Source organism: Methylobacterium aquaticum, assembly GCF_016804325.1.
Lineage (GTDB): Bacteria > Pseudomonadota > Alphaproteobacteria > Rhizobiales > Beijerinckiaceae > Methylobacterium > Methylobacterium aquaticum_C.
The window spans coordinates 2,511,438-2,525,182 of sequence record NZ_CP043627.1; the positions used below are offsets into that span (position 1 = coordinate 2,511,438).

At 71.4% G+C, this 13,745-nt stretch carries 13 protein-coding genes; 5 read left to right on the forward strand and 8 right to left on the reverse strand.

Annotated features, from left to right (window positions below; genetic code table 11):
* Positions 1–129 precede the first annotated feature (129 nt).
* The 3 genes from F1D61_RS11335 (at position 130) to F1D61_RS11345 (ending at position 1,574) form a co-directional block, all read left to right on the forward strand.
* On the forward strand, positions 130–609 hold the full coding sequence (locus tag F1D61_RS11335; protein ID WP_203157926.1) for a hypothetical protein: 480 nt from the start codon (positions 130–132) through the stop codon (positions 607–609).
* A gap of 71 nt (positions 610–680) precedes the next feature.
* Positions 681–1,256 carry a glycoside hydrolase family 108 protein gene (locus F1D61_RS11340; RefSeq protein ID WP_203157927.1) on the forward strand — a complete coding sequence of 192 codons (576 nt, stop codon included), beginning with the start codon at positions 681–683 and terminating at the stop codon, positions 1,254–1,256.
* Between the two features lie 48 nt (positions 1,257–1,304).
* Entirely contained in the window at positions 1,305–1,574 is a 270-nt protein-coding gene (locus tag F1D61_RS11345) for a hypothetical protein (RefSeq protein ID WP_203157928.1), read from the forward strand.
* A 181-nt stretch (positions 1,575–1,755) separates the two neighbouring features.
* On the opposite strand, the gene F1D61_RS11350 is transcribed toward F1D61_RS11345, so the two are convergent.
* Entirely contained in the window at positions 1,756–2,652 is an 897-nt protein-coding gene (locus F1D61_RS11350) for a L,D-transpeptidase (RefSeq protein ID WP_203157929.1), read from the reverse strand.
* Between the two features lie 328 nt (positions 2,653–2,980).
* Here F1D61_RS11350 and F1D61_RS11355 point away from each other — a divergent pair, with 328 nt between their 5' ends.
* Positions 2,981–3,466 (forward strand): MucR family transcriptional regulator, encoded by a 486-nt coding sequence (locus F1D61_RS11355; RefSeq protein WP_203157931.1) that lies wholly within the window; start codon positions 2,981–2,983, stop codon positions 3,464–3,466.
* Positions 3,467–3,587: 121 nt separating this feature from the next.
* The gene (locus F1D61_RS11360; RefSeq protein WP_203157932.1) at positions 3,588–3,926 is read left to right on the forward strand and encodes a GCG_CRPN prefix-to-repeats domain-containing protein; all 339 of its coding nucleotides are present in this window, start codon (positions 3,588–3,590) and stop codon (positions 3,924–3,926) included.
* 212 nt (positions 3,927–4,138) lie between these two features.
* On the opposite strand, the gene F1D61_RS11365 is transcribed toward F1D61_RS11360, so the two are convergent.
* From F1D61_RS11365 to dxs, 7 genes are all read right to left on the reverse strand, one after another.
* The gene (locus F1D61_RS11365; RefSeq protein WP_203157934.1) at positions 4,139–5,170 is read right to left on the reverse strand and encodes a TIGR03885 family FMN-dependent LLM class oxidoreductase; all 1,032 of its coding nucleotides are present in this window, start codon (positions 5,168–5,170) and stop codon (positions 4,139–4,141) included.
* Between the two features lie 85 nt (positions 5,171–5,255).
* Positions 5,256–7,295 carry a squalene--hopene cyclase gene (gene shc / locus F1D61_RS11370; RefSeq protein WP_203157936.1) on the reverse strand — a complete coding sequence of 680 codons (2,040 nt, stop codon included), beginning with the start codon at positions 7,293–7,295 and terminating at the stop codon, positions 5,256–5,258.
* A gap of 78 nt (positions 7,296–7,373) precedes the next feature.
* On the reverse strand, positions 7,374–8,657 hold the full coding sequence (hpnE, locus tag F1D61_RS11375; protein ID WP_203159018.1) for a hydroxysqualene dehydroxylase HpnE: 1,284 nt from the start codon (positions 8,655–8,657) through the stop codon (positions 7,374–7,376).
* On the reverse strand, positions 8,654–9,514 hold the full coding sequence (hpnD, locus tag F1D61_RS11380) for a presqualene diphosphate synthase HpnD (RefSeq protein WP_203157938.1): 861 nt from the start codon (positions 9,512–9,514) through the stop codon (positions 8,654–8,656). Before hpnD ends, hpnE begins: the two co-directional genes overlap by 4 nt.
* Positions 9,511–10,395, reverse strand: coding sequence for a squalene synthase HpnC (gene hpnC / locus F1D61_RS11385; protein ID WP_203157940.1), 885 nt, complete (start codon positions 10,393–10,395; stop codon positions 9,511–9,513). Before hpnC ends, hpnD begins: the two co-directional genes overlap by 4 nt.
* The gene (gene hpnA / locus F1D61_RS11390) at positions 10,392–11,429 is read right to left on the reverse strand and encodes a hopanoid-associated sugar epimerase (protein ID WP_203157943.1); all 1,038 of its coding nucleotides are present in this window, start codon (positions 11,427–11,429) and stop codon (positions 10,392–10,394) included. Before hpnA ends, hpnC begins: the two co-directional genes overlap by 4 nt.
* Positions 11,430–11,629: 200 nt before the next feature.
* Positions 11,630–13,603, reverse strand: coding sequence for a 1-deoxy-D-xylulose-5-phosphate synthase (dxs, locus tag F1D61_RS11395; RefSeq protein WP_203157946.1), 1,974 nt, complete (start codon positions 13,601–13,603; stop codon positions 11,630–11,632).
* Between the last annotated feature and the right edge of the window lie 142 nt (positions 13,604–13,745).

A 13,745-nucleotide genomic window follows, 5' to 3' on the forward strand; every position in this document is an offset into this window, starting at 1 on the left:
ATGATGAGCGAACCCTATCTCTACGAATTCTTGTATCGTGGCCGTCCTGTCGGGGATGAGCAGCCTCCCTCTTGGCATGTCATCATCGGTCAATACGTCACGCCACCGGGGGCGCGAGAGGCGCAGTTCGTGGCGAGCGGGGCGCTGACCCCGGCGCAGGCGGAAGCCGCGGGGTTCCCGCTCTCGACGGTGCTGGCGGGGATCGACGCGGCGGCGCTGGCGGGACGGGATGCGGCGCTGGCCGAGCGCGACGCGGCGGTGGCGGAGCGGGATGCCCTGGCGGCGCAGCTCGCCGCGCTCCAGTCTGCGCCAGTGACGGCCGGGGCGCTGCCGGCGATCTCCGATCGGCAGTTCTTCCAAGCGCTCGCGCAAGCCGGCGCGATCACGCACGACGCGGCCTTGGCGGCGGTGATGACCGGCCAGCTTCCGGCGCCGATCGCCGCGGCGGTGGAGGCGCTGCCGGAGGCCGAGCGGTTCGCGGCCCGGATGCTCTTGTCGGGCGCGACGGCATTCGAGCGCGGACACCCGATGGTGGCGCAGCTCGGCGCCGCCCTCGGCTACGACGCGGCGGCCCTGGACGCGCTGTGGCGCCAGGCGGCCACGCTCTGATCGCGGCCTGACACGCGCCCGGGCCACCCGGCCGGCGCGCCGCGCATACCCTTCACACCCTGGAGAGACGCATGACCGCGACGACGTTCGAGCGGGCGCTGATCCTCGTCCTGACACATGAGGGCGGATGGTCGGACGATCCGCAGGACCCCGGGGGCGCCACGAATTTGGGCGTCACGATCGGTACGCTGAGCCTCGAGCTCGGCCGGCCGGCGACACGGGCCGAGGTGCAGGCGCTGACACCCGCGACCGTCGCCCCGATCTACCGGCGCCGGTTCTGGGACGCGATCCAGGGCGACGCGCTGCCGGCGGGTCTGGATTACGCGCTGTTCGACTTCGCGGTGAACAGCGGCCCGCGCCGCGCGGTGATCGGGCTGCAACGGGCGCTTGGGATCGCCGACGACGGGCGGCTCGGCCCGGTGACGCTGGCCGCGCTCCAAGGCCGGAACGTGCCGGAGCTGGTGAACGCCCTGAGTGACGGACGGCTGACGTTCCTGCGGGCGCTGTCGAACTGGCCGCGCTTCGGCCGCGGTTGGGGCCGCCGGGTCGAGGACGTGCGGGCGGCCGCCCTGGCGCTCCACACCGCTCCCGATCGGCCCGCGGCACCGAAGGCCTGCCCCGCCTGCGGCGGGCCCGTCGCGGCCTGAGGCGGAGATTCCGGCTTTCACCAGCCGCCCTTTACCCGAGAGGATCGCATGAACCCGGAACAGCTCACCGCGCTGCTGCGCACCCTGCTGCAGTTCGGCGGCGGGATCGCCGTCGGGCGCGGCTGGATCGATGCCGACACCGCCACCACGCTGACCGGCGCGCTGGTCACGCTGATCGTCACCGTCTGGGGCCTCTACGCCCGGCGCAACACCGGCCTCGTCGCCGCCGCCGCCGCCGTGCCGACCGTCAAGGCGATCCTGGCCGACCCGGCGACGGCACAGGCAATCCCGAGCCCGAAGGTCCGGCCGCCGCAGTAATACCAATGGCCCAAGATGCTGACGCATCGGGCCATTGAGCCATCTCGAATTTTCTATGCCAAGCCAGAGGCTTGACAAAAATTCGAGAACGGAACCAAAGGTCGTTTCCAACGACCGTTAGTATAAGAGCAGCCCGCCTCGGTCCGGGGCGGCGAGAGCCGTCCCGGGCCATCGGCCGGACTCAGCCCAGCACCACCACCTGCGCCCCCACCGGGACCCGGACGTAGAGGTCGATCGCATCCTGGTTGATCATCCGGATGCAGCCCGAGGAGACGCTGCGGCCGATGCTCTCCGGCTCGGTGGTGCCGTGGATGCGGTAGAGCGTGTCCTTGTTGTTCTGCCACAGGTAGAGGGCGCGGGCGCCGAGCGGGTTGCGCGGGCCGCCCGGAACGCCGAGGCCGCTCTGGAGCTTCGACACGCTGCGGGCCAGGGCCGGCTGGCGGGCGATCATCTCCTTGGGCGGATACCAGTCCGGCCAGGCCTGCTTGGAATTGACGGTCGCCACGCCGTTCCAGGCGAAGCCCTGGCGGCCGACGCCGACGCCGTAGCGGCGCGCCCGTCCGCCCTCCTGGACCAGGTAGAGGTGGCGCGCCCTAGGATCGACCACGATCGTGCCGGGGGCGTAACGGCCGCCATAGGCGACCTCCTGGCGCAGGAAGGACGGGTTGGCCTTGCGCCAGCGGAAGGCCTGGACCGGGAACGGCTCGGTGTCGAGCGCCGCATAGGCGCGGGCATAGTCGATCGGGCCGTCATCGACCACGACCGTCGGGCTCGGATCGGCCGTACCCGGCTGCGGCGCCACCTCGCGCCGGCCGCCGCCCCAGAACGAATCCTCCTCCGGCGCCGCGGCGGGAGCGGGCTCGCCCCGGTAATACGGGTCCTGCTGCACCTGGCCGCGGGTGTCGTAGAACGTGCCGTCATCGGCCGGGACGGGATCGCGGGAGCGCCGGCGCCGGACGGGGGCGAAATCCTGGTCCGTCCAGGCGAGGGCGGGGCGGGACCCGGCGCCCGCCAGCAGGGTCGAGGCGAGGCCGGCGGCCGTGCCGGCGACCAGGAAGCGGCGGTTCTTGTCGGTCATGGGAGGTCTTGAGAATCGTGCAGACAGGAACGGGACGCCGGATGGCGCAGTGCAGCAACAGCTAGGGCATTTCCCCCCGAGGGGAAACCGCCATCCATGAAAAAACCGTCAGGACCAACGGGCTAGCACGATATCCCGACAGGTGTGGCCCCGCCGCCGCCCGGGCCGGCCACCGCCCGCGCGGCGCGGCCTTGTCCGATCAATCGCGTGCGATACTTTTTCTATTTCGTATCGCGACTGTCGAAAACTGTTATGACGCATCCCTACTGCGGTTGACGCTCGCGATAATACGTGTCCTCTTGAGCCTGTCACTTCGATCTGGTGTGCCATGACCAACGAAGACCCACCCCGATCGCTCGACCTGATCGAGCTCGCCGCCGATGTCGTATCGGCCTATGTGGCGAACAACTCCGTTCCGGCAGCGGAGGTGCCGGGATTGATCGCGGCCGTGCATACCTCGCTGAGCCAGCTCGGCGCGGCGCCCGCGCCGGAGCCCGAGCGGGCGACGCCGCCGGTGCCGATCCGCAAGACCGTCACTCCCGACCACATCATCAGCCTCGAGGACGGCAAGCCCTACAAGACGCTCAAGCGCCACCTCGCCGGGCGCGGGCTCTCGCCCGAGCAGTACCGCCAGAAATGGGGCCTGCCGCCGGACTATCCGATGGTCGCCGCCAACTACGCCGCCCAGCGCTCCGAACTCGCCAAGACGTCCGGTCTCGGCCAGAGCCGGCGGGGCCGCGGACGCGGCGCGGCCATGCGGGCCGCGGCCGATCCGACGGTCTCCGGGCCGGCCCCGCGGACGCCCGGGCGTTGACGGGAATCCGCGATGAGCGGGAGCCGACAGGCACGCTCATCGTGCATTCAGGTCGTTAGTCCTTTCCTGGGGGCAGGGCGGTCCTCGCGGCCGCCCCTCACCCGCAAGGAGAGATCCGACGATGATGCACGTCAAGGGACTCGGCAAGGGACTCGGGATGGCCGCGCTCGTCGCGGGCGGCCTGCTCGGTAGCTTGGGTCTTGCATCGACCGCGCAGGCGGCCCCGATCGGTCTTAGCGCGGCAGGCACGCTCGCGCCGGAGACGGACGTGACGAGAGTGGCCGGCGGCTGCGGCCCGGGCTTCGTCCCGAACCGTTTCGGCTATTGCCGCCCGTTCTACGGACCGAGGCCTTTCTACGGGCCGCGGCCGGTCTACGGCCCGCGCTACGGTTATTACGGCCCGCGGCCCTACTGGCGGCGGCCGTATGGCGGCCCGCGCCGCTTCTATTACGGCTATTGATCCGGTTCGCATGACGGCATGAGGCGCCCGACCCGACGGTCGGGCGCCTTTTTCGCATTTGGGTCCGGGAGATCCAGGAAAAAAATGATGTCCGGACACGATCCGGAAGGCGAGAGCACTTCACGATCGCGCTGCACTCGCGAAGCTCTCTAAGTCTTCGAATTTGCCGCATTGTCTGCGACAAACCGGGATCCACTTCGTCGGAGAATGCTCTACCCCGCCCGCGCCGCAGGCTTGCGCCCGAACGGGTCGAACTCGATCACCGGGGCCTTGCGGCCGTGGAGCACCGGCAACACCCGCTCGCCGAACGCGTCGATGAAGGCGGCCTGGTTGCCGCCGACCTGATGCAGGTCGATGCTGTCGAAGCCCAGCGCCGCGCACGCCGCGATGCGCTCGGTCAGGGCCGGCAGGTCGTGGGAGATCAGCACCGCCTCGTGCATGTCCTCGGGCCGCAGGAACCGGGCGGCGGCCTCGAAATCGGCCGGACGCGGCAGCTCCCAGGCGACCGAGGCGGGCAGGGCGTTGAAGCGCCACTCGGCATGGGCCTGATGCAGGGCCTCGGCCGGATCGGGGGCGTAGCTCAGGTCCATCTTGAGGAAGACCGGCTTGTCGGCGCCGCCATTCTCCCGGAAGGCGTCGACGATCGGTCCCAGGGTCTCGGGGCTCGTCCCGACGGTGAGGAGCCCGTCGGCCCAGGTGCCGAGCCAGGCCGCCGTCTCGACGCTGGTGGCCGCGCCCACGAGGCGCGTCGGAGTCTCGGGCAGCGACCACACCTTGGCGTCGACGGCCGTGAGACGCCCGCGCTGGGTCACGGTCTCGCCGGCGAGCAGCGCCCGCATGATCTCGGCGCCCTCGCGCAGCCGGGCATTGCGCTCGGCCTTGTCGGGCCAGGGCGCGCCGGTGGCGCGCTCGTTCATCGCCTGGCCGCTGCCGAGCGCCACCCACGGCACCCGCCCCGGAAACATCTGCCCGAGGGTCGCGACCGCCTGGGCCAGTACCACCGGGTGGTAGCGCCAGCCCCCCGGCACCGAGATGATCCCGAAGGTCAGCCGCTCGGTCGCCTGCAGGGCGGCGCCGAGCCAGGCCCAGGCGAAGCCGGACTCACCCTGGCTCGGCGACCAGGGCTGAAGGTGGTCGGAGGAGAAGGCCCCGTCGAAGCCGGCCTGCTCGGCCCGCTGCGCCAGCGCGAGCAGCGCCCGCGGCGGGCATTGCTCGTGCGAGATGTGGTAGCTGTACAGGGTCATCGCGGGGCTCCCGGCCCGGGGAATGCCCGAGCCCGGGCGGTCGTTCCGGGCGGGTGCGGTTGCGCCGCGGGCTCCGCCCCTTCGCTTACATTCCGACCGCGACCTTGCGGCTGTTGCCCCGCTGGAGGTTGCGGTAGCGCGCCAGCGCCCAGAGCGGGAAGAACTTCGCGTAGCCGTGATAGCGCAGGTAGAACACCCGCGGGAAGCCGGTGCCGGTGTAGAACTCCTCGCCCCACAGCCCGTCGGCCCCTTGCGTCCGGGCGAGGTAGTTGACGCCGCGGGCCACCGCCGGGTGGTCGGCCTCGCCGGCCGCCATCAGGGCGATCAGCGCCCAGGCGGTCTGCGACGCGGTGCTGCCGGCGCGCTCGTAGCCGCGATATTCGAGCTTGTAGCTCGCCGCGTCCTCGCCCCAGCCGCCATCCGGGTTCTGGATCCCGACCAGCCACTCCACCGCCTTGCGGATCGGCGCGGAGGCCGGATCGTGGCCGGCGGCGTTCAGGGCGCAGAGCGCCGACCAGGTGCCGTAGATGTAGTTCATGCCCCAGCGGCCGTACCAGCTGCCGTCCTCCTCCTGGTCGGCGAGCAGGTAGTCGACGGCCCGGGCGAGGACGGGGCTGGTATCCTTCGTCTCGCCGAGCTGAGCCAGCATCGAGATGCAGCGGGCGGTGACGTCGGCGGTCGGCGGGTCGAGGAGCGCCCCGTGGTCGGAGAACGGGATGTAGTTGAGGTAGTGGTAGGTGTTGTCGGCGTCGAAGGCGGCGAAGCCCCCGTCGCGGCTCTGCAGCCCCTCGATCCACTCCCGGGCGCGGGCGATCGACTGGGTGTAGTCCGAGCCGCCCTCGCCGGGGCCGAGGCGGGTCTGCGCCCGGTCCATCGCCATCGCCACCACGGCGGTGTCGTCGAGATCGGGATAATGCGCGTTGTTGTACTGGAACGCCCAGCCGCCCGGACGCACGTCCGGCTTGCGGGCCGCCCAGTCGCCCTTGATGTCGAGCACCTGGAGGGGCTTCAGCCATTCGAGGGCGGCGCGGGCCTGGCGCTCGTTCTCCTGGCCGCCGGCCTCCATCAGGGCGTGGGCGGCGAGCGCGGTGTCCCAGACCGGCGACAGGCAGGGCTGGACGTAGGCCTCGTGCTCCTTGACGGTGACGAGCTTCTCCACCGCCGACCGGGCGGTGGCCACCAGGGGATGGTCCTCGGGGTAGCCGAGCGCCTCGTACATCAGCACCGAATTGGCGATGGCCGGGTAGATGGCGCCCAGGCCGTCTTCGCCGTTGAGCCGCTCGCTGACGAACGCCACCGCCTTGTCGAGGGCGCGGGCCCGGGGCTTCTTCGGGAAGAACGGCTCGACCACCCGCAGGATGTCGTCGATGGCCGCGAAGACCGGGCGCCAGGGCGAGGATTCCTGGGCGCCGGAGGGCCAGCGCCGGATCCGCTCCGGATCCTGGGTGAACAGCTCGCGCACGCCGATGCCGCGCGGGTTCTTGGCCCGCGGCTTCTTCACCTGGAGCACGAAGAGCGGCACCATCACGGTGCGGGCCCAGTACGACACCTTGTCGAGGTGGAACGGGAACCACCGCGGCAGCAGCATCACCTCGACCGGCATGACCGGAACGGCGCTCCACGGCACCTCGCCGTAGAGGGCGAGCAGGGTGCGGGTGAAGACGTTGGCATGCGCCGCACCGCCGCGCTGCAGGATCGCCTCGCGGGCGCGGCGCATATGCGGCGCATCGATCGGATCACCGATCATCTTGAGCGCGAAATAGGCCTTGACGGACGCGCTCATGTCGAACGCCCCCTCGTGGACCAGGGCCCAGCCGTGATGCAGCGGGCTCTGCGTCCGGCGCAGGTAGACGGCGATCTTCTCCTCAAGCTCCCGCGGCGGGATCGACGCGCGGAAGTGGTGGTAGAGGATGTATTCGGACGGGATGGTGGCATCCGCCTCGAGCTCGAAGCACCAATGCCCGTCGGCATGCGCCAGCTGGGTCAGCGCCCGGGACGCGGCCGAGACCCGCCGCTCGACCTCGTCGAGGGTGATGTCCTGCGTGCTCTTGCGTTGCAGCGTCTCGACCTTGCCCACGGTGTCTCTGCCTTCCTCTGGTGAGGGCGGCTCCGCCCCGCCGCCCATGATGCCATCCCGAATCGTTTTTCGCAGCGCACAAAACGCCGCTTACGCCCACGCTGTTCCCGAAACGGGGCCTCGGCGTCAAGCGGCTCCGCGCAACGCTGCGTTGCCAGGGTTACCGGTCAGGACCTGCGCCGCCGTCGCGCCGGAGCGGATCGCACCCTCGATGGTCGACGGCAGGCCGGTCGCGGTCCAGTCTCCGGCGAGCGCCAGGTTTTCGATGTGCGTGCGCGCACCCGGCCGGCGCGCCGCTTCCGCCGGGGTCGCCGCGAAGGTGGCGCGCTTCTCCTTGACGATCTGCCAGCGCGGCAGCGGCTCGCCGGCGAAGCCAGAGAGCCGCGAGACCTCGTCCCAGATCGTGCGGGCGAGATCCTCGCGCGGCACGTCGAGCAGGCGGTCGGCGCCGCTGATCGTCACCGAGAGCCGGTCGGGATAGGAGAACAGCCACTCGGTCACGCCGCCGACGACGCCGAGCAGCAGCGGTGCCCCCGGCTTCGGCACAACCGCGAAATGCGCGTTGACGATAGAGCGGTGGCTCTGCGGCACGCTCAGGCCCGGCATCAGGTCGGCGGCGACCCAGGCCGGCAGGGCCAGCACCGCCGCATCGTCGGGTCCGAGCTCCTCGGCGCCGTCCGAGAAGTCGAGCCGGGCCAGCCGCCCGCCCTCGATCCCGAGCGCCCGCAGGCGCCGGCCGAAGCGCACCTCGGCGCCGGCCGCGGCGAGGGCCGTCAGCGCCGGATCGACGAAGGCCGCCGACAGCCCCTCGACGGCGATGAGCGGCCGGCACGCCCGGCCGCCGGCGCCGAGCGTCTCGCGCAGGATCGTGGCGGCGAGGCCCGCATCGCTCTCCTGCGGCTCGGTGTTGAGCGCGGCGAGCAGCACCGGATGCCAGAGCCGATCCCACAGCAGCCCTTCGCAGGCCATGCTCTCGCCGATCGTGGCCGAGCGCGTCGCGCCGCGGAAGATGCCCAGGGGGGCGAGGTAGTCGCGGGCGCGGCTGCCCGGCACCCGGCGGCGGGCATCGAGCACCCACCAGGGCAGGCGCCCGGCATTCGGCCGCAGGGTCCAGCGCTCGCCCGTCGCCAGGTCGGCGAAGGCGAAGGCGGCCTCGTCCGGCCCGGCGAGCACGCCATCGGGGGCGCCGGCCAGCGTCAGGAAGTCGAGGGCGTCGCGGTTGCCGGAGAGCAGCAGGTGGTTGCCGTTGTCGATCGTCAGCCCGAGGGCCGGATCGAAATAGGAGCGGCAGCGCCCGCCGGCCTGCTTGGCCGCCTCGTGCACGACGACGCGCCGGCCGGCCTTGGCGAGGCGCAGGGCGGCGGAGAGGCCGGCGAGGCCGGCGCCGAGAACGTGAACCGTGCCCATCAGACCACCGCGTGACGCAGGAGGACACCGACGAGCGCGAGCTTGCCGGGCTTCACCCGCGCGCGGGGCGCCGCCCAGCCGCGCTTGCGCAGGCCGACGAGAATCAGGTGATAGGCCGCGCCCATGATCCGGGGCGCCTTGGTAGCCCGGCGCGACTGCCCGTTCATGATCGCCCAGGACGCATCGTAATGCCCTTGCGCCTCGTCGAGGAGCCGGGCGCAGACCTCTCCGAGACGCGGATGAGCGAGCGCCGATTCCGGGGTCGGGTGCGACAGGCCGATCGCCGCCAGCGGCTCGGCCGGTAGATAAAGCCGGCCGCGCTCGGCATCCTCATCGATGTCGCGCAGGATGTTGGTGAGCTGGAGCGCCCGGCCGAGATGGTGGGCGAGCCTGATGCCAGGCTCCTCGGGCAGGCCGAAGATCCGCACCGACAGGCGGCCGACGGCGCTCGCCACCCGGTCGCAATAGAGGTCGAGAGTCGCGGAATCGGGGGCGACGATGTCGGCCTCGGCATCCATCGCCATGCCGTCGATCACTGCCTGGAAATCCTCGCGCCTGAGGCCGAACTGGCGCACCGGGCCGACGAGGGCCTGCGTCCGCGGCACCGGCCGGCCGGCATAGAGGGCGTCGATGTCGGCGCGCCAGCGGTCGAGCTCGGCGGCGCGGACCTCGCGGGCACCGCCATCGTCGGCCACGTCGTCGACGGCGCGGCAGAAGGCATAGACCGCGTACATCGCGTCGCGCTGCTCGGCCGGCAGCAGACGCATGGCGGTGTAGAACGACGAGCCGGCGGCCGGCAGGGCCGGGGCCTCGGCGGGCGCCTCGGCTTGGGACGGGGTCTGGGAGGCGAGGGCGGTCACGGGCGGGCTCCCCGCAGGGCCGGATGGAGATGGCGGCGGAACGGCCGCCGGGCGAGCGTCGTGGCGGCAGCGCCGAGGGCGGTCATCGCGAAGGCGGCCTTGCCGTGATGGACCGTCTCGCTCAGCGGATCGCGCACGAGAAGGCCGCGGGCGAGCAGGACCGCGAGGCGGTGGATCGCGGCGATCTCCATGGCCAAGCGCGTGTCGTCGATGAGATCCGGCAGGGGCCGGCCCTCCTCGAGGAGATCGAGGCAGCGTTGCGCCAGGTCCTTGATCACGGCACGGAGCGCCGGGGTGGCGCGCTCGGCCCCCAGATCCTCGATCCGGGCGCCGTGCTTCTCGAGCGTCTCCCGCGGCAGGTAGACCCGGTCGACGTTGCGATAGTCTTTTCCGCAATCCTGGAGGTGGTTGATCACCTGGAGCGCGGTGCAGATCGCGTCCGAGGTCGGCCAGGTCCGGCCCGGATCCTCGCCATGCACGTCGAGGACGAAGCGGCCGACCGGGACCGCCGAGTAGCGGCAGTAATGCGCCAGCTCGTCCCAGGTCTCGTAGCGCGACTTGTGCGCGTCCATCCGGAAGGCGTCGAGCAGCTCGAGCGCGTGGCGCGGCGGCAATCCGAGCTCGGCGAGCGAACGGCGCAAGGGGGCGGCTTCCGGGTCGTCGGGTCCCTTGCCGGTCAGCGCGTCGGCGAGACGATCGAGGAGCGCGATCTTCTGCTCGGGCGACAGAGCGGCATTGTCGGCGACGTCGTCGCCGGCCCGGACGTAATAGTAGAAGTCCAGGATCGGGCCGCGGTGGCGCGGATGGATCAGGTGCGAGGCGACCGGAAAGTTCTCGTCGCGGTGCCCCTTGCCGGAGCGCGCCTCGGTGACGGTGGTCATCGGATGTATCCCGCCTGACGGAACCAGGCGACGGCGTCGGACAGGCCGTCGCGGTAGGGCCGGGCCGCGTAGCCGAGCTCGGCCCGCGCCTTGGCGTCGGAGAAGAACATGCGGTAGCGCGACATCCGGATGCCGTCGATCGTGGCGAGCGGCGCCTTGCCGGTGATGCGCGCAGCCAGCTCGGACACGAAGGCCACCGGATAGACCGCCGCCCGCGGCAGTTTCACGGTCGGGGGCTTTCGTCCGACGAGGCCGGCGATGTCGGCGAGCATGCGCGACAGGAGAACGTCCTCGCCCCCTAGGATGTAGCGCTCGCCGATGCGGCCCTTGTGCAGGGCCAGGAGATGGCCCTTCGCCACGTCGTCAACATGGACGAGGTTAAGGCCGGTATCGACGAAGGCCGGCATCTTGCCGTTCGCCGCCTCGACGATGATCCGCCCGGTCGGGGTCGGCTTGACGTCGCGCGGGCCGATCGGAGTCGAGGGGTTGACGATCACCGCCGGCAGGCCGTCGCGGGCCACCATCTCCTCGACCACCCGCTCGGCGACCACCTTGCTGCGCTTGTAGGCGCCGATGGCGGTCTCGGGCGTCAGCGGCCGGGTCTCGTCGGCGGGCGTGCCGTCGTCGTGCGGCTTGATGGTGGCGACGCTCGACGTATAGACCACCCGCTCGACGCTGGCATCGAGCGCCGCCCGCATCAGGGCCCGGGTGCCGTCGCGGTTGGTGCGCACGATCTCGTCCGGGTCCGGCGCCCAGAGCCGGTAATCCGCCGCCGCATGGACGAGGTAGCGCATGCCGCGCATGCCGGCTGCCGCCGCCTCGGGGTCGCGCATGTCGCCCTCGACGATCTCGACGTCGGGCCAGGTCAGGTTGGTGCGCGGGCTCGTGGCGCGCACCAGCACCCGCACCGGGAAGCCGGCCGCACGAAACACATCGACCAGCGCCGGTCCGAGGAAGCCGCTGGCACCGGTGATCAGCACCGGGCCGGGCTCGACGCCGGCCGGGGACAGGCTGCTGTGCTGGGCCTCGTTCATGCGTTCTTCTCGCATGCGTTCCTTCTCGGCGGCTCGGGCGGTAGGCCCGCTCGTGCCGGCAGTGACATCAATTCGGGAAGCCGGGCCGCTTCTGCCAGCCCGGCGCCATGCCTGCAAGGCATGAGGGGCCGATCGCGGACGAGCGTGCCGCCCGCGCATCGGCGTCTCAGCCCCGAAACGAACCCGTCCGGTGAGACGTCTCAGGCGAGACGCAGACGCGCGCCGCGCTCCGCCGCGGTCTCGCGGACCGGCAACAGCGCTTCCACGACCTTGACGATCGAGGGCGCGTCGAGACCCGCTTCCGCGTACATCCGCTCCGGCGAGTCGTGGTCCTGGTAGCTGTCCGGCAGCGTCAGCGTCCGCACCCGCACCTTGCCCTCGTCGAGCGCACCGCGCGACGACAGCAGGTGCAGCACCATCGCGCCAAAACCCCCGACCGACCCCTCTTCCAGGGTCACCAGAACCTCGTGGCTCGCCGCCAGATCCAGGATCAGCGCCTCGTCGAGCGGCTTGGCAAACCGCGCATCCGCCACCGTCACGCCGATCCCGGCCGCCTCCAGGCGCTCGGCCGCCTTCAGCGCCTCCGCCAGACGCGTGCCGAGGCTGAGCAACGCCACCCGCGCGCCTTCCGGCCGGCGGATCACCCGGCCCTTGCCGATCTCCAGGACCTCGCCCTTTTCCGGCAGCTCGACCCCGACACCCTCGCCGCGCGGATAGCGGAACGCGATCGGGCCGCTGTCATGCGCGTGGGCGGTGGCCACCATGTGGACCAGCTCGGCCTCGTCGGCGGCCGCCATCACCGTCATGTTCGGCAGGCAGCACAGATACGCCAGGTCGAACGCGCCGGCATGGGTCGCGCCGTCGGCGCCCACCAGACCGGCCCGGTCGAGGGCGAAGCGCACGGGCAGGTTCTGCAACGCCACGTCATGCACCAGCTGGTCGTAGCCGCGCTGCAGGAAGGTCGAGTAGATCGCGCAGAACGGCTTGAACCCTTCCGTCGCCAGCCCGCCCGCGAAGGTCACCGCGTGCTGCTCGGCGATGCCGACGTCGAAGGTCCGCTCCGGATGCGCCTTGGCGAACAGGTCGAGGCCGGTGCCCGACGGCATCGCCGCGGTGATCGCCACCACCTTGTCGTCGGCATCCGCCGCCTTGATCAGGCTCTCGCCGAACACCCGCGTATAGGCCGGCGCATTGGGCTTGGCCTTGGTCTGCTTGCCCGACACCACGTCGAACTTCACCACCGCGTGGCCGCGATCGGCCGCGGCTTCCGCCGGGGCGTAGCCCTTGCCCTTCTGGGTCACGACGTGGACCAGCACCGGGCCGTCGGGCGCGTCGCGCACGTTCTTGAGCACCGGCAGCAGGTGGTCGAGGTTGTGGCCGTCGATCGGGCCCACGTAGTGGAAGCCGAGTTCCTCGAACATCGTGCCGCCGCCGGCGAGCATGCCGCGGGCATATTCCTCGGCGCGGGCCGCGGTGTCGTAGAGCGCCTTCGGCAGGAGGCGGCCGAACTGCTTGGCCGTGTCGCGCAAGCTCCGGTAGGTGTCGCCCGAGACGAGCTTGGCGAGGTAGGACGACATCGCGCCGACCGGCGGGGCGATCGACATGTCGTTGTCGTTGAGGATGACGATGAGGCGCGACTTCAGCGCGCCGGCATTGTTCATCGCCTCGTAGGCCATGCCGGCCGAGATCGAGCCGTCGCCGATCACCGCCACGACGTTGCGGCGCGGGGGCGTCTCGCCGCGGGCCTTGGCGGCGGCGTCCGAGAGGTCGCGGCCGATCGCCATGCCGAGACCCGCGGAGATCGAGGTCGAGGAATGGGCCGCGCCGAAGGGATCGTAGGGGCTCTCGGAGCGCTTGGTGAAGCCCGAGAGGCCGCCGCCCTGGCGCAGCGTGCGGATGCGGTCGCGCCGGCCGGTGAGGATCTTGTGGGGATAGGCCTGGTGGCCGACATCCCAGATGATGCGGTCGTCGGGGGTGTTGAAGACGTAGTGGAGGGCGACGGTGAGCTCGATGACGCCGAGGCCCGCGCCGAGATGGCCGCCGGTGACCGAGACGGCGTCGATGGTCTCGGCGCGCAGCTCGGCGGCGAGCTGCGTGAGATCGCTCTCGGGCAGCTGGCGCAGGTCCGCAGGGATGCGGACGCGGTCGAGGAGGGGAAGGACCAGATCGGACACGTCGTGACACTCACTCGTTTCAGGGGCGGATCCCGCTCGGCGACACGCCGGGGATCCTCGCAGATGGCGGCCGTTATACCGCAAGCGGCGGATCGCGCCATCGGCGGTGCGCTGACGTGCCGGTTGCGGCTGTGCGCGACGT